Here is a 21182-nt window from a genome sequence, read left to right as displayed (position 1 = left end):
AGGCGCAAATTTCACTCCTACAAACGAAAGACCCCACCGTTGCCATCAAATCTTACTAAGAGATCATGAATTCTGGCCACCTCATCAATAATCGGCTGTATTTTGTATCTCTCATCTAACACTTGGAATATTCCTTCCCTCAAGTAGTAAGCCCTGAAGATGTGATGAGGCACATCCGAGTCTTCAGGCTCAGGGAGAACAAGGCTAGGAAAAATGCATCCAACTATCCCACCTTGAAGATAGAGATCAAGCCGCTCGTCGAAGTGCTCAATCGAATTCCTCAATGATCGATTCATCAGGGGGCTGTCGCCCTCCACACCGAAGACCTTTGATAGGTAACGTCCGCGATCTTTGTGAATACTCTTCTTATCTCCCGCCTTCACCCCATCACGCGATGGGAAGAAGTACCGCGATATAGATCCGGACTGGTTTACTATATTTTGCAAGCAGTCCAGCAGAACGTCTTTCTCCTCTTGCGGATCAATCTCGTCATTCAATATTCTCTTGATGATCCCCTCCGCAATTCCGCACGACTCGAAGGTCGATGTCGTATTGAAGAGCATCGACTGAATGTAGAACGCCTGGTGCGGCACCCAGATGCTAAAGGCATCATCCCCCATCCCTCGCTCCCTTTAATATTGGAATTTCATCCATTTAACACCGCAGACCCAAGATTGCGCTGAGCACGGAAATCGTCGACCGCATCTTTGAAGTCCGTGAAATGCCTTCCATGCACGAGGAATGAGAAGACCTGCCTTAGCTGCGATCTCAAGTAAATTGCGTCGTCCCACATGGTCGGCGAGTACGGAAAGTCCCCGAACCGATTGCTTGGATGCATCGTTGAAATCCTACTTGCGTAGAATTCCTCAAAGTATTTCTCCAGTGCTCCGGGCGGCTCATGCCCAAACGCCTCGTAGAGAACACGATGTAGCCAACGGGCTGCATCATTCGCCGATGGATTATTCAGCCCCTCCAGCCTTAGTTCCCGCAAGACAAGTGAGAACGAAGCATCTAACGCGATGAATGCGGCAATGACCGATTCCTCACCGAACTCTCGATGCCGCCCCAACATATCTGACTTCACTAACGCCTGAATTCCTCGCACAAGTACAAAGTTTGAAGGATCTATCCTCTGATACGACGACAGGAAGCGGCCCATATCAAGGTCGTGATCCAACAGGTCGTAAGGCTCACTCACCAATCCGGCCGGAACACACGGAATGTTCGCTCGATGATGCTGCTCTTTCGCAGATAGCAGCAGCTTCTCTTTGATCATTCGGACCGAGTCCTGTCCATCGAGACAGAGCCCATCCGCACTCAAAGTCAACTCCTGCCCAACCACCGGGTAGAGAAGGATCCTAGCCCCGTCAAAGGTCTGACAAAAAAGAAGCGCACCCAACACCCTTACCTGGGCAGGCGAAGCCCAAGCGAACTCGGAAAATGGAACATCTTCGTTGATGGACCGCCAGCCAGTGCAGCGCACAACGGAGAAGACCAGATCCTCATCAGCATGGAAGAAGCCATCGTCGCAGAAAAAAGTTCCCCGTGGGTAACTTCCCCATTTTGGGTGAAACAGCATCACGCGTACTCGACTTCTCTTATCGTAGCCAGAGAATGAAAATCCCAGCTCAATATCTTCCGGAAGTAGCATTTGCTGCACCTCGCTCTTATCCAAGCCTTTGCGCCGCCTTCTCCATGCGCAGGAACATGATCCAGCACGTGGACAGACTCGCATCTATCGTAAGCTGATTCACACTAGTTTTCGTATACGCCGAAAGCCAGTCTTGACGTTCATTTCCAGCCATCAGCAGATATCAGGCATCCAAAGCCAAGGTATCTGAGGATGGAACCTCTCCTAAGTCATTCCCACCACGTCGATGAACGGTACATATCCCTGGCAACTCTCCCGGGGCGAGCCCGCAGATTCTGGCCTTGGTACAAGTCCAGCGCGACGCGCCAAGAGCTTCAACGCGCCAAGAGCTTCAAAATGAGAACACGAGGGCGCGCGCCGCATACAACAAGGGCGCCTCTCGGCGCCCTCGTTCTTTCAACTCACTCCCACTCAATAGTAGCCGGCGGCTTCCCCGAGATGTCATAGACAACCCGCGACACCCCCCGCAACTCATTGATGATCCGGTTGCTCACCGTACCCAGGAACTCATACGGCAGATGCGCCCAATGCGCGGTCATGAAGTCAATCGTCTCCACGGCCCTTAGCGCAATCACCCACTCATAAGCCCGCGCATCGCCCACCACGCCCACCGACTTCACCGGCAGGAACACGGCAAACGCCTGGCTGGTCTTGTCGTACAGATCCGCCTTGCGCAGCTCGTCAATGAAGATGGCATCGGCCTTGGCCAGCAGTTCGGCGTATTCGCGCTTCACTTCGCCCAGGATACGCACGCCCAGGCCCGGGCCCGGGAACGGATGGCGGTAGACCATGCTGCGCGGCAGGCCCAGTTCAACACCCAGGCGGCGCACTTCGTCCTTGAACAGCTCGCGCAGCGGCTCCACCAGGCCCAGCTTCATGTGCTCCGGCAGGCCGCCCACGTTATGGTGGCTCTTGATCACATGCGCCTTGCCGGTCTTGCTGCCGGCCGACTCGATCACGTCCGGGTAGATGGTGCCCTGCGCCAGCCACTTGGCGTTCTTCAGCTTGTTCGACTCTTCGTCGAAGATCTCAACGAACAGGTTGCCGATGATCTTGCGCTTGGCTTCCGGGTCGCTCACGCCTTCCAGCGCGGCAAAGTAACGGTCGGCGGCGTTCACGCGCACCACCTTCACGCCCATGTGCTCGGCGAACATCGCCATCACCTGGTCTCCTTCCTGCCAGCGCAGCAGGCCGGTATCCACGAACACGCAGGTCAGCTTTTCGCCGATGGCCTTGTGCAGCAGCGCGGCCACCACGGACGAATCGACGCCGCCGGACAGGCCCAGGATCACTTCGTCATCGCCCACCTGTTCGCGCACACGGGCGATCTGGTCGTCGATGATGTTGGCGGCGGTCCACAGGGTCTGGCAGCCGCACACGTCCACCACGAAGCGGCGCAGCAGCGCCTGGCCCTGCAGGGTGTGGGTCACTTCCGGGTGGAACTGCACGCCGTACCAGCGCTTTTCTTCGTTGGCCATGGCGGCCACCGGAATGCGGTCGGTGGTGGCGGTGATGGTGAAGCCCGGCGGTGCCACGGAGACGTGGTCGCCGTGGCTCATCCAGACATTCAGCTTCGGCTCGCCGCCGTGGTCGCTCAGGCCCTTGAACAGTGCATCCGGGTTGATCACGTTCACTTCGGCGTGGCCGAACTCGCGCTGGTCCGCGGCTTCGGTGGCACCGCCAAGCTGCGCGGCCAGGGTCTGCATGCCGTAGCAGATGCCGAAGATCGGCAGGCCGCTGTCGAACACTTCCTGCGGTGCGGCGGGAGCACCGGGCAGCGTGGTCGATTCCGGGCCACCGGACAGGATGATGCCCTTGGCGCCGAACGCGGCGATCTCGGCCGGGTTGTGGTCCCACGCCCAGATTTCGCAGTAGACGCCCAGCTCGCGGATGCGGCGGGCGATCAGCTGCGTGTACTGCGCGCCGAAATCGAGGATGAGGATCTTGTCGTTATGGATGTTGGTCATGGTGCCGTTCCAGTGGTGTTTTTCGCAGCGCCCGGCGCTTCAAGGCTCTGCGTCAGCGTGGCGATGAATGCCTCGCGTTGTTGAATATGTGAGGTGTCTTCCTCGTCCCAGCGCAGCATCAGCAGGCCATGCGGCGCGTTGGGGTTGGAGCGGTCGGCGCGCGGCAGCTCGGCGATTTCCTGCACTTCGGTGCCGGGCACGATGCGCCGTTGCAGCGCCGCCATCGAGACGCCCGAACCCGCAGCGCCCCAGGACGCCCAGCGCACGCTCATCCGCGCGGGCTCCAGCGCACCCAGGACCGGCGTCAGCACCGGATCATCCGGCCCGTGCAGCAGCTCGGTAATGCACTGCAGCGTGACCTGCAGCGGGCGCTCGCCAGTGCCCTTCAGCAGCCAGCGCTGTTCGCCAGCGGCCTGCACCTGCCAGCCCTTCGGCAGCGAGAACGCGTTCTGGCAGGCCTGTACGTCCTGCAATTGCGAAACCGCCGCGCCCGGAAACCCGGAGCGCGGCGGCGGTTCGGACAACGAACAGCCTGCCATCAGCAGGCTGCCCGTGATCGCAAGAGCAGTTTGCAAGCGCATCAGGCGCGGTAGTTCGGCGGCTCTTTGGTGATGGTCACGTCGTGGACGTGGCTCTCACGCTGGCCGGCGCCGCTGATCTTCACGAACTTGGGCTTGCTGCGCATGTCTTCGATGGTGGCGCAGCCCACGTAGCCCATGGTGGCGCGCAGGCCGCCCATCAGCTGGTGGATGATGCCGCCCACCGGGCCGCGGTACGGCACGCGGCCTTCGATGCCTTCCGGCACCAGCTTGTCGGCGGTGGCGGCGTCCTGGAAGTAGCGGTCCTTCGACCCCTTCTCCATGGCAGCCAGCGAACCCATGCCGCGGTAGCTCTTGTACGAACGGCCCTGGTACAGCTCGGTCTCGCCCGGCGATTCTTCGGTACCGGCCAGCAGGCCACCGACCATGATGGTCGAAGCACCGGCGGCCAGCGCCTTGCCGATGTCGCCCGAGTAGCGGATGCCACCGTCGGCGATCAGCGGGATGCGGTCCTGCAGCGCTTCGGCTACCAGATCAATGGCGGTGACCTGCGGCACGCCGACGCCGGCAACCACGCGGGTGGTGCAGATCGAGCCCGGGCCGATGCCGACCTTCACTGCGTCCGCGCCGCTGTCCAGCAGCGCCAGTGCGGCTTCGCCGGTGCAGATGTTGCCACCGATGACCTGCACGTTCGGGAAGTTCTTCTTGACCCAGCTGACGCGGTCCAGCACGCCCTGCGAGTGGCCGTGCGCGGTATCGACCACGATCACGTCCACGCCGGCGGCGACCAGCGCTTCCACGCGGCGGTCGGTATCGCCACCCACGCCGACGGCAGCGCCGACCAGCAGGCGGGTCGACAGATCCTTGGCAGCGTTCGGGAAGTCGGTGTTCTTCTGGATGTCCTTGACGGTGATCAGGCCACGCAGTTCGAACGAATCATTGACCACCAGCACCTTTTCGATGCGGTTGCGGTGCAGCAGCTGCAGCACTTCGTCAGACGCGGCGCCTTCCTTGACCGTGATCAGGCGATCCTTCTTGGTCATGATGTGGCGGACCGGATCGTCCAGCTCGGTCTCGAAGCGCATATCGCGATGAGTCACGATGCCGGCCAGCAGGCCGTCGCTGCCCACCACCGGCACGCCGGAGATGTTGTGCGCCTGGGTCAGGGCCAGCACGTCGCGGATGGTGGTTTCCGGGCCGACGGTGATCGGGTCGCGGATGACACCGGCCTCGAACTTCTTGACCTTGGCCACTTCCGCGGCCTGCTGTTCCAGGCTGAGATTCTTGTGGATGATGCCCATGCCGCCAAGCTGGGCCATGGCGATGGCCAGGCGGGCTTCGGTGACGGTATCCATGGCTGCGGACAGGATCGGAAGCTTCAGCTTCAGGTCGCGAGTCAACCGCGTTTCGAGGTTGACGTCCTTGGGCAGGATGGTCGAATGGGCGGGGACGAGCGAGACGTCGTCGTAAGTGAGTGCTTCAGCCTGGATGCGCAGCATCGGCATACCCGAGATGTGGGGAAGCGCGACATTTTACCCTGTTTTCGTGCCCTGTGGCAGGGGGTAGATGCGACGCAGTGTCGCGCGGACGGTGGTTGGTTCAGCGGCCCGGCTACCGCTTTGGTGGGTGCCAACCTTGGTTGGCACAAACAGGGAGAGGCCCTACCCCATAGGGGGCCCAAGCGCCGGACGGATCGTGCCAACCAAGGTTGGCACCCACCAACAGCGGGCAACGCCGCCAGCCGCACCGCCCTGGAACCGCCTTTGGTAGGTGCCAACCTTGGTTGGCACAAACAGGGAGAGGCCCTACCCCATATGGGGCTCAAAAAGCGCCGGACGGATCGTGCCAACCAAGGTTGGCACCCACCAACAGCGGGCAACGCCGCCAGCCGCACCGCCCTGGAACCGCCTTTGGTAGGTGCCAACCTTGGTTGGCACAAACAGCCAGAGACCTTCACCCCATCTGGGGCCCAGGCGCCGGACGGATCGTGCCAACCAAGGTTGGTACCCACCAACTGCGGGCAATGCCGCCAGCCGCACCGCCCTGGAACCGCCTTTGGTAGGTGCCAACCTTGGTTGGCACAAACAGGGAGCGGCCCTCACCCCATCTGGGGCCCAGGCGCCGGACAGATCGTGCCAACCAAGGTTGGCACCCACCAACAGCGGGCAACGCCGCCAGCCGCACCGCCCTGGAACCGCCTTTGGTAGGTGCCAACCTTGGTTGGCACAAACAGGGAGCGGCCCTCACCCCATCTGGGGCCCAGGCGCCGGACGGATCGTGCCAACCAAGGTTGGCACCTACCAGGAGCGGGTCATCGGCCTGCCCCGGCATTGTGCCGACCAACGGTCGGCACCCACCCCAAAGGGTCAGCTCAGCGCTTCCGCCGCTTCCAGGGTGTTCTGCATCAACGTGGCCACGGTCATCGGGCCCACGCCACCCGGCACCGGGGTGATCCAGCTCGCCCGCTGGGCAGCCGCTTCAAACCCGACATCACCCACCAACCGGCCGTCATCCAACCGGTTGATACCCACGTCGATCACCACCGCGCCCGGCTTCACCCACTCACCCGGCACGATGCCCGGGCGGCCCACCGCCACCACCAGGATGTCGGCGTTGCGCACGGCCTGTTCCAGCACGTCCTTGGGGGTGAACTTGTGGCAGCTGGTCACGGTGCAGCCGGCAATCAGCAGCTCCAGGCCCATCGGCCGGCCCACATGGTTGCTCACGCCCACGATGGTGGCGTTGCGGCCACGCACTGGCTGGTCGGTGTGGCCCAGCAGCGTGGTGATGCCGCGCGGGGTGCACGGGCGCAGGCCGAACTCGCGCAGGGCCAGGTGGCCGACATTTTCCGGGTGGAAACCGTCCACGTCCTTGCGGGGGTCGATGCGCTGGATCAGCCGGCGTGCGTCCGGGATGCCCGGCAGCGGCAGCTGGATCAGGATGCCGTTGATCTTCGGGTCGGCGTTGAGCTGGTCGATCAGGTCGAGCAGCTCGGCCTCGGTGGTACCGGCCGGCAGATCGTAGTCATGTGCTTCGATGCCGACCTTCTCGGCGGCACGGCGCTTGTTGCGCACGTACACGGTCGAAGCCGGGTCGCCACCGACCAGCACCACGGCCAGGCCCGGGCGGCTGCCGCCGGCGGCCACGCGGGCGTCGACGCGCACCTTCAGGCTGTCGAGCAGGTCCTCGGCGATGCGGCGGCCATCAAGGATGCGGGCAGGAAGCTGGGGGGCGGAATCGGTCATCGGGAGCGGGCGTGGGGCGGCGGGGACGCTATTGTCCCTGATTCAGGCCCCCTCGCCCACCGCCCATCCGAGTGGCCGCTGCGCTCGCCGGGCATGGCCCGGCGCTACCCTCTCCGCGTGCACCACGGTAGCGCCGGGCCACGCCCGGCGAGCGCGATGCGCGGCACCTCATTCTTCCTCTTCCGGCACATCCTGCGGGTTCAACGTCTTGCTCTCCCGCTTCGGCGCGGTGAACGGCGTCGGCGTCGGTACGCCCTGCGGGCTGTTGCCGTAGATCATCCGCGCGCCGGCATTCAAGCCACCGCCGGCAATTTCCAGCTCGAAACGCTCGGCGTCGCGACGGCGGATCTGCTCGGCAATCTCGATCGCGTCGTCCTCGTCCGCCCCCAGTTCCACCAGCGCGGCCTGGCCAAACAACACCGCCGATTCAAAGGTCTCGCGGATCTGGAAATCGACACCGGCATGGATCAGCCGCAGCGAATGCTCGCGATCGAACGAGCGCACCATCAGCTTGGCCTGCGGGAACTCATGCGCCACCAGTTCAACAATGCGGTCGGCGGCCTCGGCCTTGTCCACGCACACCGCAATCGCACGCGCGGTGGCCGCGCCCGAAGCATGCAGCACGTCCAGGCGCGTGCCATCGCCGTAATAGATCTTGAAACCGAACCGCGCGGCGCTCTGGATCATCTCCACATCGTTGTCGATGATGGTCACGTCCACGTCGCGCGCCAGCAACGATTGGCTGGCGACCTGGCCGAAGCGGCCGAAGCCGATCAGCAGCACGCTGCCGGACAGCCCATCGGCCTCGTCCACGCCGTCCATGTTCACCGTCGGCTTCGGCGCGATGCGCTTGTAGACCAGCACCACCAGCGGGGTCAGTGCCATCGACAGCACCACCACGGCGGTGAAGTTGGCATTGATCTCCAGGTCGATCACGCCGGCCGATGCGGCGGCAGAGAACAGCACGAAGGCGAACTCGCCGCCCTGCGCCATCAGCACGCCACGGTCCAGCGCCTGCGCGTGGTCGCTGCCCATCACGCGCGCCACCACGTAGATGCACAGCGCCTTGGCCGCCATCAACGCCAGCACCAGCCCGAGGATCAGCTGCCAGTGCGCAGCCACCACGCTCAGGTCCAGCGCCATGCCCACGCTGAGGAAGAACAGGCCGAGCAGGATGCCGCGGAACGGCTCGATGTCCGCCTCGATCTGGTGGCGGAAGGTCGACTCGCTCAGCAGTACACCCGCGAGGAACGCGCCCATCGCCATCGACAGGCCGGACAGCTGCATCAGCAGCGCGGCGCCCAGCACCACCAGCAGCGCGGCGGCGGTCATCACCTCGCGCGCCTTCGATTCGGCCAGCACGCGGAACAGCGGGTTGAGCAGGAAGCGGCCGACCAGCACCAGGCCGACGATGGCACCGACACCGATCGCCACCGACAACCAACGCGAACCCTCGCCGTCGGCACTGCCCGCACTCGGCCCCATCCAGGCCACCAGTGCCAGCAACGGCACGATCAGCAGGTCTTCAAACAGCAGGATGGAGACGATCTTCTGCCCCGACGGCAGCGCGATGTCACCGCGCTCGGCCAGCAGCTGCATCACCACTGCGGTGGAGGTCAGCACGAAGCCGGTGGCGCCGATGAAGGCCACCTGCCACGGCAACCCGAACAGCTTGGCGATGCTGGTCAGCACCACCGCACAGGTGACGATCTGCAGCGTGCCCAGCCCGAAGATTTCCTTGCGCAGGCTCCACAGGTGCGAGGGCCGCATCTCCAGGCCGATCACGAACAGGAACATCACCACGCCGAGCTCGGCGGTATGCAGGATCGCCTGCGGGTCGGAGAACCAGCCCAGCCCGAACGGTCCGATCGCCAGGCCGGCGGCGAAGTAACCCAGCACCGAGCCCAGGCCGGCCCGGCGGAACAAAGGCACCATCACCACCGCCGCGCCCAGCAGGGCCACGACCTTGACCAGCTCGCTGGTCGCTGCTTCTACCGCCATGCGGTGTTTTCCCCAAGATCCAGAATCGGGTTCAACAATAGAGCAATGCCGATGATGGCAATAGCACGCATGTTGCGCCGGATTGTCTTGGAGATGGAACGATGCCGGGAGCGACTCCCAGCATCATCCCGAAATCAGGCACATGCTTCGCTTGGCGCCAACCATGCACCCGCTTCGGTAGGTGCCAACCTTGCACCCGCTTCGGTAGGTGCCAACCTTGCACCCACTTCGGTGGGTGCCAACCTTGCACCCGCTTCGGTGGGTGCCAACCTTGCACCCGCTTCGGTGGGTGCCAACCTTGGTTGGCACAAAAACGCCGACCAAGGTCGGCATCCACCAAGGCATTCCCCGGCCGGGTTCACCCACCGCGACAAAACGCGGCGTAATCGATATACCCCGGGAACGACACGCCGGGCGCACACACCGGGCAATGCGGGTCCGGTCGGATGCCGGTCTCGCGGAAGCGCATGCCCAGCGCATCGAAGCGCAGCAGGCGCCCCACCAGTGGCTCGCCGATGCCCAGCAGCAGCTTCAGCACCTCGGTGGCCTGCAGCACCCCAGCCAGGCCCGGCAGCACACCCAGCACGCCGGCCTCGGAGCAGTTCGGCGCGAACTCCGGCGGCGGTGGCTCCGGGAACAGGCAGCGGTAGCAGGGCGCCACGCCGCGCTGGCGGCCGGCGTCAAACACGCTTACCTGACCGTCGAAGCGCTCGATGGCGGCATACACCAGCGGCTTGGCGTGCTTGATGCAGGCGTCGTTGAGCAGGTAGCGCAGCGGGAAGTTGTCCGAGCCATCCAGCACCACGTCCACGCCCTCGATCAGAGCATCCACGTTCTCGGACGTGACCCGCTCAGGCACGGCCTCCACCTCGATCGACGGGTTCAGCGCCAACAGCCGCTCGCGGGCGGAATCGACCTTGAGCTGGCCGACGCTGGCTTCGGTATGCACGATCTGCCGGTGCAGGTTGCTGCGCTCCACGCGGTCGTGGTCGGCGAAGCGCAGGTGCCCTACCCCGGCGGCGGCCAGATAGAAGCCAGCCGGCGCACCCAGCCCGCCCGCCCCCAGCACCAGCACGCGCGACTGCTGCAGCGTGCGCTGGCCCGCCTCACCCACCTGCGGCAGCAGCAAATGCCGCGAATAGCGATCAAAGAAGTCACGGTCGGCGGCGCTGGCCAGCGGCTGCACCAGCGGCAGCGACTGCTCGCGCCAGGCCACGGTACCGCCCGTCACGGAAGCGACGTGGGTGTAGCCGGCCTCCAGCAGGAACTGCGCGGCATCGGCCGAGCGTTTGCCGCTCTGGCAGATCAGCAGAATCTCTTGGTCGAGTCGCGGCAGATGCGCAACCGGGTCGGCCTGCAGCTCGCCCTTGGCCACGCCGCGCGCGCCCTCGGCCATGCCGCCGGCCCGTTCGTGCGCCTCGCGCACATCGATCAGCACGGCGCCGTGGGCCAGGCGCTCGCGCGCCTGCGCGGGGGAAAGCTCTTGGATGCTCATGGCCGCATTATCGCGCAGACACCCTCGACGCGCCTTGCCCCGAACATGGCACCATGCGGGCGTTGCCCCCTGCATCCCGGAACCGCTGCATGCGCTCTGCCACCGAATTCTGGCGTGACCCGCGCATGCCCTTCGTCGAAAGCCGACGGGCCTGCGACAGCCGCGCCTGCCATCGCCCGCACAGCCATGACACCTTCTCGATCGGCGCCGTGGACGCCGGCAGCAGCGTGTTCACCGGCGCCGCGGAAGGACCGCGCCTGCTGCAGCCCGGCAGCCTGGTCGGCGTACCCGCAGGCCGCGTGCATGCCTGCAACCCCCTGCCCGGCCAGGTCTGGAGCTACCAGATGCTGCATCTGGATGCGCGCTGGATGGCCGAGGTCCGCGCCGAGTATGACGGCCTGCCCGGACCCGACTGGCAGCAGGAACCGATCCGGATCTCCCACCATCGCCCGCGCTACCAGCAGTACTGCCAGCTCAACGAGACGTTGTTCTCCGACGATCCGGTCAGCGTCAAGGAAGCGGCCCTGATCGCGTTCGTCGGCGATCTGGATGAACACGATGGTGTAGCCGTCGCCGGCCCGCCTGAAGATGCCGCACTACAGCAGCGGGTGCAGCCGGTGATGGACGTTCTGCGCCAGCGGCTCGAACACACCCCGGCCCTGCAGGAGCTCGCATCGCTGGCAGGCATGAGCCGCTACCAGCTGATCCGCGCCTTCCGACGTGCCACGGGCCTGACGCCACACGCCTGGCAGATCGACCAGCGAATCCAGGAGGCCCGCCGACGGTTGTGCGAAGGCCAGTCACTGGCCGTGGTCGCGCATGCACTGGGCTTTGCCGACCAGAGTCATTTCCAGCGGGTCTTCAAGGCCCACGCCGGTGCGACCCCAGGCCAGTACCGGCGCTGAGCCTGCAATAACGTTCAATACCACCGCGCGGCACATCCCCAGACTGGCGCCCCAGCCAGTCGCCGCCGGACCCGATGGAACAGTTCCTGATCATCGCCACCTTGCATTTTCTCGCCCTGCTCTCACCCGGTCCCGATTTCTTCCTCGTTGCACGCACCGCGATCACCTCTGGCTGGCGCACCGCCAGTGGCGCCTGCGCAGGCATCGCCGTTGGCAACGGGGTATTCATAGTGGCGGCTTTCACCGGAATCGCCCTGCTGCGCGCGGGCAGCACAGGGTTCATTGCGGTGCAGTTGGCGGGCTGCGGGTTCCTGATGTACCTCGGCACGCTGTTCCTGCGCCATGCGGGTTCGACGACGCTGCAGGCATCTGACGCTGCCGCCGGATCGCGAGCGGACGGTGCCCACGGATGGTGGAAGGCGGCAGGGCTGGGCGCCCTGTCTGCGCTGCTGAACCCGAAGAATGCGCTGTTCTACGCAACGTTGGCGGCAATGCTCAACGGCCCGCAGGCCAGCGCCGCAACGAAGTTCTTCTATGGCGCGTGGATGTTCGGCATCGTCCTGCTATGGGATCTGCTGGTAGCCGCGCTGGTCGGCCACCCGTGGGTGCTGGGCCGATTCGCACGCGCCCTGCCCTGGCTGGAGCGCGCCGCAGGGCTCCTGATGATTGCGCTGGCGCTATGGATCGTCGTGTCGCTGTGGGCCGGCTGATGCCGGCGATTCGCGCCTGTCGCAATGGCGTTCAATACCGCGCGTTCACACCCGCCCACACTCTGCACTTTCTGTAGGTCAGTGGCAGGTTTACGTTGCAGCAGTTCTTCATCGTCGCGGTGCTGTACGGCTTCGCCATGCTCCTGCCTGCTTCGCATCACGCGAAGATCCTGCGCACCGCGATGGGCACGGGCGGGCACGCCGCCATGGCCGCGTCGTTCGGTATCGCCATCGGTACGGGCGTCATCTGTGCGACGGCTTTCGTTGCAGCGGGCATGCTGGGAAACCGCGGCCTGTGGACGCTGGCGATGCAGTGCGCGGGCTGCCTCCTGCTGCTGCGCCTGGCGGGCATGTGCCTGCGCGACGCCGGCTTGACCCCTTTCTCTCCGCTTTCCCTGCAGATGCCCTGGGGCCTGCGCGCTCGTTCCCGTTGGCCGCACGCCGAAGCAGGATGTCTGCTGGCGCTCGCCAGCAGCAGCAACTGGATGCTGCAGTTCGCGATTGCAGCCCTGGTTACCGGCCTCGTTGCCGACACTGGCACCCAGGCCGCTTACGTGGCCGGCCTGAGTGGCGTCGCGCTGTCGCTCGGCCTGCTGATGGCGTGGCTCGGCAGCCATCCGCGCTGGGCACAGGGGTGTTGCCGATTGCTTCCATGGCTGGAGCATGCCGCGGGCCTGCTGATCGGGGCGGTGTCGGTGGCGTACCTGGCAGGCGCACTGGGTACGACCCTGGTCTGGGCAAGCATCACGGGGCAGGTGCAGCTGCCGGAATCGATCCCTGCCACACGCCAGGTGCAACCGGCTTCAACATCGCGGCGCGGCCGAGGCATCCCATGCGCGTTGCCGCATTGCCGCGCTCGTCGCAGCAGTCCGCCCTGATCGAGATCTGTAGACGTGGGGGTAGTGCCGGCCGCTGGCCGGCAACCTCGTGAACACGCCAGGCATCATCGGGTTGCCGGCCAGCGGCCGGCACTACCACAAACGAAAAAGGCGGCCCTCAGGCCGCCTTTTCCTGCATCACTTGCCCTTGACGTGCTTCATCAAGCGCCGCTTGGCCTTGACCTGCCGCTCGGTGAGGACGTTCTTCTTGCCCTCGTACGGGTTGGTCCCCTCGCGGAAGATGAAGCTCACCGGGGTGCCGATCAGCTTGAAGCGCTTGCGGAAGAAGTTCTCCAGGTAGCGCTTGTACGATTCCTGTAGTTCCTTCAGGCGGGTGCCATGCACGATGAAGGTCGGCGGGTTTGCCCCAGCCGGGTGCACGTAACGCAGCTTGGAGACGTGGCCGCGGATGGTCGGCGGCGGGTTGGTCTCGTACGCCACTTCCAGCGCCTTGTTCACTTCGCTGGTGGTGAACGTCTTGTTCGCCGATTCGTGCGCGCGGTGCACCGCACGGAACAGCTCACGCAGGCCCGAGCCATGCTTGGCCGAGATGCGCACGGACTCGGCCCACGGCACGAAGCCCAGCTTCAGCGACAGCATGGTTTCGGCCTGCTCGCGCTGGTACTCGGTCAGGCCATCCCACTTGTTGATGGCGATCACCAGCGCGCGACCGGCGTCAAGCACGGCACCGAGCACGGTGGCGTCCTGGTCGGTCACGCCTTCGGTGGCGTCGAGCATCAGCACGGCCACCTGGCACTGCTCGATCGACTGCATGGTCTTGACCACCGAGAACTTCTCGACGACCTCGTCCACGCGCGAACGACGGCGCAGGCCGGCGGTATCGATCAGGCGGTATTCGCGGCCGTCACGCTCCAGGTCCACCGCGATCGAATCGCGGGTGGTGCCCGGCACGTCGGAGGCGATCATGCGCTCCTCGCCGAGGATGCGGTTGACCAGTGTTGACTTGCCCACGTTCGGGCGGCCGACGAAGGCGATGCGGATGCGGTTCGGATCGTTGTCCAGCTCTTCGCCGCTGCCTTCTTCCGGCAGGCGCTGGATCACTTCGTCCAGCAGGTCGTCCAGGCCCTGGCGATGCGCGGCCGACACAGTCAGCATCTCGCCGAAGCCGTAGCGGGCGAACTCCGAACGCACGGTGTCCTCGTCGGTGCCGTCGATCTTGTTGATCAGCAGCAGCGTCGGGCGCGACAACTTGCGCAGCCAGGCCAGGATCTCGTCGTCCATCGCCGAGGTACCCTCACGGGCATCGACCACGAACAGGATCAGGTCGGCTTCCGCCGCAGCGGCGCGGGCCTGGCGGGTGGTAGCCCCCGCCAGTCCCTCTTCCTCTTCCGCGATACCGCCGGTGTCGACGACGAGGAAATGATTGTCCTCGTCCAGACGGCAGACACCGTAGTTGCGGTCGCGGGTGACGCCGGGCTGGTCATGGACCAGCGCGTCACGGGTGCGCGTAAGCGCATTGAAAATAGTCGACTTGCCGACATTCGGCCGTCCAACCAGGGCGACCAAAGGCAGCATCGCGATTACTCCAATTTTTAATTTGCCAACCGGAAGGCGGTCAGCTTGCCATCAACGTTCTGCACCAGCAGCACCCCGTCTGCGACGACCGGCTGGGCCAGCAGGGCGTCGCCGCCACTTTTTGCCCGTGCCGCCATCGCACCATCGGACGCCTGCAGCCAGTGCACGTATCCCTTGTAGTCGCCGACCACCACGTAGTCGCCATGCAGCGCCGGGCCGGTCAGCGAACGACGGGCCAGCGCGGTCTGCGACCACATGGCAGCGCCGCTGGCTTTGTCCAGGCCGAACACGCCGCCCTTGTTGTCAGTGACGAACACATTGCCCGACGACACCGCCACGCCACCGGCACCGCCATGGTCGCGCGCCCACAGCGGGCGACCAGTCGGGCCTTCGATGGCCATGGTCTGGTTCTTGAAGCTGCTCACGTAGAGGGTGTTGCCCTCCAGCACCGGAGCACCGTCAACGTCCGCCATGCGCTCCAGTTCGGTGCGGCCTTCGCCGTTGCCGAGGTTCTGTTCCCACAGGGTGCGGCCATCCTGCTGGGCCAGGGCCGCAACCGCGCCCTCGTCCTTGCCGATGAACAGCACGCCCGGGCCGGTCACCACCGGCGCGTTGCCGCGCACGGTCAGCGCCGGCAGTTCGCTCGGGTTGAACCACTTCTGGGTGCCGTTGCCGGCATCGAAGCCAGTGACGCGGCCGTCGTTGCTGCGCACGTAGACCATGCCCTGGGCAACGGCCGGCGCGGCGATGACTTCACCCGGAACACGGGCCCGCCACTTTTCGCTGCCATCGTTGATGTCCAGCGCGATGACCTGGCCATCCAGCGTGCCGATCACGACCAGGTTCTCACCGACACCCGGGCCGCCGGACAGGCGCAGCTTGGCCTTCTTCTTTTCCTTCTTCGGCTCCCAGGTCCAGACCTTCTTGCCGGTCTGCAGGTCGATGGCGTGCACGCCACCGGTGATCGCCGCAGCGAACACGTGGCCGTTGGCCACCGCCGGGCCCTGGCGCACGCCGATGCGGCGCTCGCCCTTGCCGAGGTTGACCGACCAGGCCTTGCTGACCTTCAGGGTCGGCTCGAACTTGACCAGCTCAGCCGGTTCCTGTGCCTTCTTCGCGGCCGCATCCTTGCCGGCGAACCAGCCCTTCATGGTGCTGCAGCCGGTCAGGGCCATGCCCATCAGGAGCACGGTGGCGACGCGGGTGATCATGACCTTCTGACTCATCAAACCGACTCCGCAGGGGCGGCGACGGTGCCGCCGGCGTCCATAACCTTGGTTTCCAGCAGGCGCCGCTGCGGCGCTGCCACGTCCAGCGTCTTCAGCGCCTTCTCGTACTGTGCACGGGCGTCGTCACGCTTGCCCTGCGCCATCAGCGCATCGCCATGGATTTCCAGGCTGCTGCTGTCGGTGGCGCTGCCCAGCAGCTTGATCGCCTCGTCGCTCTTGCCGGTGGCCACCAGCAGGCGGGCCACACGCTGGTCGACCACGCGCTGCAGGTCACCTTCGACCTTCACATTGCGCAGGGTGGCCAGTGCCTCTTCGTTCTTGCCGGCGTCGACCTGGGCCTTGGCCAGCTGCAGCGCCGCGAGGTCGCCGTAGATGCTGGACGGGCCGGCTTCGAGCGCCTTGACCGCCTTGGCGGCGTCGTCAAGCTTGTTCTGCTGCAGGCCCTGCAGGGCCTTCTGGTACTCGACATTGGCCGAGGCCAGCTTGCCGCCCTGATCCTTCTGGTACCACTGCCAACCGGCAATGGCACCGATGGCGATGACTACGCCACCGAGGATGCTGGCGCCATTCTTCCGCAGCCAGCTGCGGACGCGTTCACTTTGTTCGTGCTCGTCGAGCAGATCGTCGATCGCCATGCGTACTCTCGCCCCGCCCGTCGGGAGGGACCATTGGGATTATCGAAGGTGGTGAAACCGCGCCTCAGTGCGAAACCGGGACTACGGAGCCTTCAGAGGATACCTGAAAGCGTGCCACGTTGGCTCGCTGGTAGGGGGTCAGATCGACGATAGCGCCGTTCTGCTGAACCTGGACCGCCGAGGCGTTGCCCAGGGTCACCCGGGTCACCTGGCCCGGCGTGAAGCTGCGGGTCTCGCCGGACTTGATCAGCGCCTTCTCGACAGTACTGCCGTCCGGCCCCCCGATGTCGACCCAGCTGTCGCCGCTGAACTGCATTTCCAGCGCGTTGCCGGCAGCCGCCGGTGCCGGCGCCGGGCGCGGCACCGGGGCCAACGAGGCCACGTACGGGGTCGCCGCCGGCTTGCTGGCCGGGGCAGTGGCCGCTTCGGCCGGCGCGACAGCCTCGGCACCGGCCGCGGACGGGGTGACCGGCACGGCGGCCGGGATCACGTCCAGCGAGGCGGTGCTCGGCGACGGGGTGGCACTGCCGTCGAAGTGGCCACGGGTGGCGAACCACACCGGCACGGCCAGCACGGCGGTGATGCCGACGTACAGCACGCGCCGGCCGAGGTTCTCGGCGATGCGGCGCGCACGCGGGGTATGGGTATGGCTGACCAGCGTGGGCGGAACCACCGGGCCGACCTGGGCCTGTTCCAGCAGCTGGCCCACGTCCACGTCCAGCAGGCGCGCGTAGCTGCGCAGCTGGCCGCGCACGAACACCGGCGCCCCCAGCTTCTGCCATTGTTCCTCTTCCAGCGACTTGACCACCTGGACCGGCATGCGCAGGCGCGAGCCGACATCTTCGAGGGTCAGTCCGGCCGCTTCGCGGGCCTGGCGCAGGCGGGTGCCGCAGCCGGCCGCAGTCTCGAGAGCGCTCACAGTCTGGTCATCAATCACAATGCATCAACCCTGGAGTTAGGAGCCCGCTTCCTGCGGAAATTCCTGTCGAATCCGCTGCAGATAGCGATCAGATGCCGCCCGATCGCCCAGCCTCGCTTCGATTTGAGACGCAAGTTGTAACACGGAACGCGTTGCGGGTGCAGCCGCAATCCTACGTTCGGCGAAGGCCCGGGCCTCCATGTAGCGGCCCTGGCGGAAGCTCAGCTGGGCCATCGACTCCAGCGCGACCGGGTTGGCCGGCGCCGCGACGAGGGCCGCACGCAGGTCGCGTTCGGCACGTTCGAGCTGGCCCGCGTCCAGTGCGCAGCTGCCGGCATTGGCCTGCGCCTCGCCCGGAGTGGCATAGCCCGGCGCCTGCAGCGCCCGGTCGAACCAGACCAGCGATTCGGCCGGCTGGCCCTGCTGGCACAGCCAGGCCCCGTAGTTGTTGAGCACGTCGCCGCGCTGCGGCGCCAGCTCGGCGGCCTTGCGGAAATTCTCGCCCGCCTGGCGGGTGCGGCCACGACGGTCATCGATGCCGGCCTGCAGCACCAGCGCATCGGGGGCCTCGGGCGCCAGCTTCAATGCTTCGCGCACCTTGCGCTCGGCGGCGTCGAGATTGCCGACCTGCATGTCGCGGGTCGCCAGGGTCAACAGGTCGCGCCAGCGCACTTCGCGCCGCACGCTTTCCGGGTCACCCACCGAATAGACCGGCGCCTGGCTCGGCCCGAGCTTGGCCTTGGGGTGGGATTTGCAGCCGCCGACCACAACGGCCAGCACGCCTGCGAGAAGCACCAGCCAGAGGCGGTCAGGCCGCGGCATCGCTCCCCTTCCCCGCCTGCAGCGTCTTGTTGAACTCCGCCTGGCGGCGGGTCCGGTCCATCACCTGGCCCTTGAGCTGGCCACAGGCGGCGTCGATGTCGTCGCCACGGGTGCGGCGGACCATGGTCAGCACGTTGCTGTCGAGCAGGATCTTCTGGAAGGCACGGATGTGCGCTTCTTCCGAACGCTCGTAGCGGGTACCCGGGAACGGGTTGAACGGGATCAGGTTGACCTTGCCCGAGTCCTTGGCCTGCACCGCGTTGTCGAACTGGCGCATCAGGCGGGCCAGCTCACGTGCATGCTCGGGCTTGTCGTTGATGCCCTTCATCAGGGTGTATTCGAAGGTGACCGATTCGCGGCGCTTGTTGGCGCGCAGGTAGCGTGCGCACGAGGCCATCAGCTCGGCGATCGGATACTTCTTGTTGAGCGGCACCAGGGTTTCGCGCAGCGCATCGTTCGGCGCGTGCAGCGACACCGCCAGCGACACGTCGCTTTCGGCGGACAGGCGGTCGATCTGCGGCACCAGGCCGGAGGTCGACAGGGTCACGCGCTTGTTGGCCAGGCCGTAGCCCAGGTCGTCGCGCATCACGCTCATGGCGCGCACGACGTTGTCGAAATTCATCAGCGGCTCGCCCATGCCCATCATCACCACGTTGGTGAGGCGGCGCATCTGGTGCGGCACGTTGCCCAGATGGCGTGCGGCAACCCACACCTGGCCGATGATCTCGGCGGTGGTCAGGTTGCGGTTGAAGCCCTGCGTGGCGGTGGAGCAGAACGTGCAGTTCAGGCCGCAACCGACCTGCGAGGACACGCACAGCGTGCCGCGGGTCTTGTCGGGGATGTACACGGTCTCGATGGCGTTCTTGCCATCCACGCCCATCGCCAGCAGCCACTTGTGGGTGCCGTCGGCGGAGGGCTTGTCGAACACGATGTTGGGAACCAGCACCTCGGCATGGGCCTGCAGCTTGGCGCGCAGGACCTTGCCGAGGTCGGTCATTTCATCGAAGTCGGTGACGTAGCGATGGTGGATCCACTTCATCACCTGATGGGCACGGAACTTCTTCTCGCCAAGAACCTCGACGAAGAACTTCTCCAGGCCCGCGCGATCGAGGTCGAGCAGGTTCTGCTTGCCAGCCGTGGGTGCCGACTTCGGCAGCGGCTGGATGGCGGGGGACTGTACGACCTCGTTCACGGCATTACTCTCAGCGCGAAACGACTTCGGTGGCGGCGAAGAAGTAGGCGATTTCAATCGCGGCATTCTCGACCGAGTCCGAGCCGTGGGCGGCGTTGGCATCGATGGATTCGGCGAAGTCGGCGCGGATGGTGCCCGGCGCGGCTTCCTTCGGGTTGGTGGCGCCCAGCAGGTCGCGGTGGGCCAGGACGGCGTTCTCGCCTTCCAGGGCCTGGATCATCACCGGGCCGGAGATCATGAACTCGACCAGCGCGTTGAAGAACGGACGCTCGCGGTGCACGGCGTAGAAGCCTTCGGCTTCACGGCGCGACAGCTGCTTGTACTTGGCGGCCACGACCTTCAGGCCGGCCTTCTCGAAGCGGGCGTAGATTTCGCCGATGACGTTCTTGGCAACGGCGTCCGGCTTGATGATCGAAAGGGTGCGCTCCAGCGCCATGGGATGTCTCCAATGGAATCGGGCCGCTGATGGCCCGAAGGGTAACAAAAAAAAAGCCGCGTCGAAACGCGGGCTTAGCCTGATAAACGTGCGCGGATTGTAAAAGATATCGCGGCGTGGTGGTAGAGGGTCACCGCCTCTCCTGTAGAGCCGAGCCCATGCTCGGCTGGCCTTTTGGCCGAAGAGCAGCCGAGCGTGGGCTCGGCTCTACAGGTTCAGGCCTGCCCCATTCACCCACCTGAGCGGATTCTGACCGTCCGGTCCATTTTTGCTGCACTGCAAAATGCCATACGGTACCGTCTGGTCCTAGTATCAAACAATCGTTTGATTAAGGTCCGCCCGCCGATGGCCAAACCCGCCCACTTCTCGACCAAGGACCGCATCCTCGGCGCGGCCGAGGAGCTGTTCGCACAGCACGGCTTCGCCGGCACCTCGCTGCGCCAGGTGACCAGCCAGGCCGACGTCAACATCGCTGCGGTCAACTACCACTTCGGCTCCAAGGAAAACCTGGTCAACGAGGTGTTCCGCCGCCGCATGGACGAGATGACCGGCGCCCGCCTGTCGCAGCTCGAACGCGCCCGCAGCGAACACCCCGGGCAGTTGCGCCCGGTGCTGGCCGCCTTCGTCGAGCCGGCACTGGCGCTGGCCCAGGACCGCCAGAACGGCGGCGCCTTCGTGCGCGTGATCGCCCGCGCCTACGCCGAGAAGAACGACAACCTGCGCAAGTTCCTGTCCGACCACTACGGCCACGTGCTGCGCGCGTTCGGCAAGGCCATCGGCGAGTGCGTGCCCGACCTGAGCAAGGAAGAGCTGTACTGGCGCCTGGACTTCCTGGCCGGCTCGCTCACCTACGCCATGGCCGACTTCGGGCTGATCAAGCGTCCCGCCGGTGTCACCGAAGCGGCGCATCGTGCCCATGCCGCCCACGAACTGATCCATTTCGCCGAAGCCGGGTTCCGCGCCGCCGCTCGCGCCAGCGCCCTGCCCGCTTCCCTTTGATTCCACCCAGTAACTGCTGACCA

Annotated in this window: 19 protein-coding genes; 4 read left to right on the top strand and 15 right to left on the bottom strand. The window is 65.3% G+C overall.

All coding sequences use genetic code 11. The annotated features are described in order from the left end of the window. Positions 1–17: 17 nt before the first annotated feature. The 8 genes from CCR98_RS09075 to moeB all read right to left on the bottom strand — a co-directional run bounded on the left by CCR98_RS09075 (position 18) and on the right by moeB (position 10898). Positions 18–620, bottom strand: a complete 603-nt coding sequence (locus CCR98_RS09075; protein WP_087922320.1) for a hypothetical protein — start codon at positions 618–620, stop codon at positions 18–20. Positions 621–646: 26 nt separating this feature from the next. Further along, positions 647–1675, bottom strand: coding sequence for a hypothetical protein (locus tag CCR98_RS09070; RefSeq protein WP_157721522.1), 1029 nt, complete (start codon positions 1673–1675; stop codon positions 647–649). Between the two features lie 377 nt (positions 1676–2052). After that, positions 2053–3618: a glutamine-hydrolyzing GMP synthase gene (guaA, locus tag CCR98_RS09065; RefSeq protein WP_087922318.1), complete on the bottom strand. Its 1566-nt coding sequence runs from the start codon at positions 3616–3618 to the stop codon at positions 2053–2055. Next, positions 3615–4091, bottom strand: coding sequence for a hypothetical protein (locus CCR98_RS09060; protein ID WP_198361084.1), 477 nt, complete (start codon positions 4089–4091; stop codon positions 3615–3617). The genes guaA and CCR98_RS09060 overlap by 4 nt, the downstream gene beginning before the upstream one ends. Before the next feature lie 107 nt (positions 4092–4198). Beyond that, positions 4199–5656: an IMP dehydrogenase gene (gene guaB / locus CCR98_RS09055; RefSeq protein WP_005409308.1), complete on the bottom strand. Its 1458-nt coding sequence runs from the start codon at positions 5654–5656 to the stop codon at positions 4199–4201. A gap of 867 nt (positions 5657–6523) precedes the next feature. Then, on the bottom strand, positions 6524–7402 hold the full coding sequence (gene folD / locus CCR98_RS09050) for a bifunctional methylenetetrahydrofolate dehydrogenase/methenyltetrahydrofolate cyclohydrolase FolD (protein WP_014036908.1): 879 nt from the start codon (positions 7400–7402) through the stop codon (positions 6524–6526). 168 nt (positions 7403–7570) lie between these two features. Continuing rightward, the gene (locus CCR98_RS09045; RefSeq protein WP_087922316.1) at positions 7571–9403 is read right to left on the bottom strand and encodes a monovalent cation:proton antiporter-2 (CPA2) family protein; all 1833 of its coding nucleotides are present in this window, start codon (positions 9401–9403) and stop codon (positions 7571–7573) included. A gap of 358 nt (positions 9404–9761) precedes the next feature. Beyond that, entirely contained in the window at positions 9762–10898 is a 1137-nt protein-coding gene (moeB, locus tag CCR98_RS09040; RefSeq protein ID WP_087922315.1) for a molybdopterin-synthase adenylyltransferase MoeB, read from the bottom strand. Between the two features lie 89 nt (positions 10899–10987). On the opposite strand from moeB, the gene CCR98_RS09035 reads away from it, so the two are divergent. From CCR98_RS09035 to CCR98_RS09025, 3 genes are all read left to right on the top strand, one after another. Next, positions 10988–11803, top strand: coding sequence for an AraC family transcriptional regulator (locus tag CCR98_RS09035; RefSeq protein ID WP_087922314.1), 816 nt, complete (start codon positions 10988–10990; stop codon positions 11801–11803). A gap of 74 nt (positions 11804–11877) precedes the next feature. Continuing rightward, the gene (locus CCR98_RS09030) at positions 11878–12513 is read left to right on the top strand and encodes a LysE family translocator (protein WP_087922313.1); all 636 of its coding nucleotides are present in this window, start codon (positions 11878–11880) and stop codon (positions 12511–12513) included. A 95-nt stretch (positions 12514–12608) separates the two neighbouring features. Then, entirely contained in the window at positions 12609–13391 is a 783-nt protein-coding gene (locus CCR98_RS09025; RefSeq protein WP_087922312.1) for a lysine transporter LysE, read from the top strand. A gap of 138 nt (positions 13392–13529) precedes the next feature. Here the strand turns inward: CCR98_RS09025 and der are convergent, their stop codons facing one another. The 7 genes from der to ndk all read right to left on the bottom strand — a co-directional run bounded on the left by der (position 13530) and on the right by ndk (position 20160). Further along, a complete protein-coding gene (gene der / locus CCR98_RS09020) occupies positions 13530–14927 on the bottom strand; it encodes a ribosome biogenesis GTPase Der (RefSeq protein ID WP_014036905.1) in 1398 nt (465 codons plus the stop codon). 17 nt (positions 14928–14944) lie between these two features. Continuing rightward, positions 14945–16153 carry an outer membrane protein assembly factor BamB gene (gene bamB / locus CCR98_RS09015; protein WP_014036904.1) on the bottom strand — a complete coding sequence of 403 codons (1209 nt, stop codon included), beginning with the start codon at positions 16151–16153 and terminating at the stop codon, positions 14945–14947. Then, entirely contained in the window at positions 16153–16791 is a 639-nt protein-coding gene (locus tag CCR98_RS09010; RefSeq protein WP_032960761.1) for a tetratricopeptide repeat protein, read from the bottom strand. The genes bamB and CCR98_RS09010 overlap by 1 nt, the downstream gene beginning before the upstream one ends. A gap of 64 nt (positions 16792–16855) precedes the next feature. Then, positions 16856–17728: a RodZ domain-containing protein gene (locus CCR98_RS09005; RefSeq protein WP_087922311.1), complete on the bottom strand. Its 873-nt coding sequence runs from the start codon at positions 17726–17728 to the stop codon at positions 16856–16858. Positions 17729–17746: 18 nt separating this feature from the next. Further along, positions 17747–18532, bottom strand: coding sequence for a type IV pilus biogenesis/stability protein PilW (gene pilW, locus CCR98_RS09000; protein WP_087922310.1), 786 nt, complete (start codon positions 18530–18532; stop codon positions 17747–17749). Continuing rightward, positions 18519–19724 (bottom strand): 23S rRNA (adenine(2503)-C(2))-methyltransferase RlmN, encoded by a 1206-nt coding sequence (gene rlmN / locus CCR98_RS08995; protein WP_005409296.1) that lies wholly within the window; start codon positions 19722–19724, stop codon positions 18519–18521. Before rlmN ends, pilW begins: the two co-directional genes overlap by 14 nt. A gap of 10 nt (positions 19725–19734) precedes the next feature. After that, positions 19735–20160: a nucleoside-diphosphate kinase gene (gene ndk, locus CCR98_RS08990; protein ID WP_005409295.1), complete on the bottom strand. Its 426-nt coding sequence runs from the start codon at positions 20158–20160 to the stop codon at positions 19735–19737. Between the two features lie 345 nt (positions 20161–20505). Between ndk and CCR98_RS08985 the strand changes: the two genes are divergently transcribed. After that, positions 20506–21159, top strand: a complete 654-nt coding sequence (locus CCR98_RS08985) for a TetR family transcriptional regulator (RefSeq protein WP_014646856.1) — start codon at positions 20506–20508, stop codon at positions 21157–21159. The last annotated feature ends 23 nt before the right edge of the window (positions 21160–21182 follow it).

This window comes from Stenotrophomonas sp. WZN-1 (assembly GCF_002192255.1).
Classification (GTDB): Bacteria; Pseudomonadota; Gammaproteobacteria; order Xanthomonadales; family Xanthomonadaceae; genus Stenotrophomonas.
This window is presented reverse-complemented; position numbering and strand designations above follow the sequence as displayed.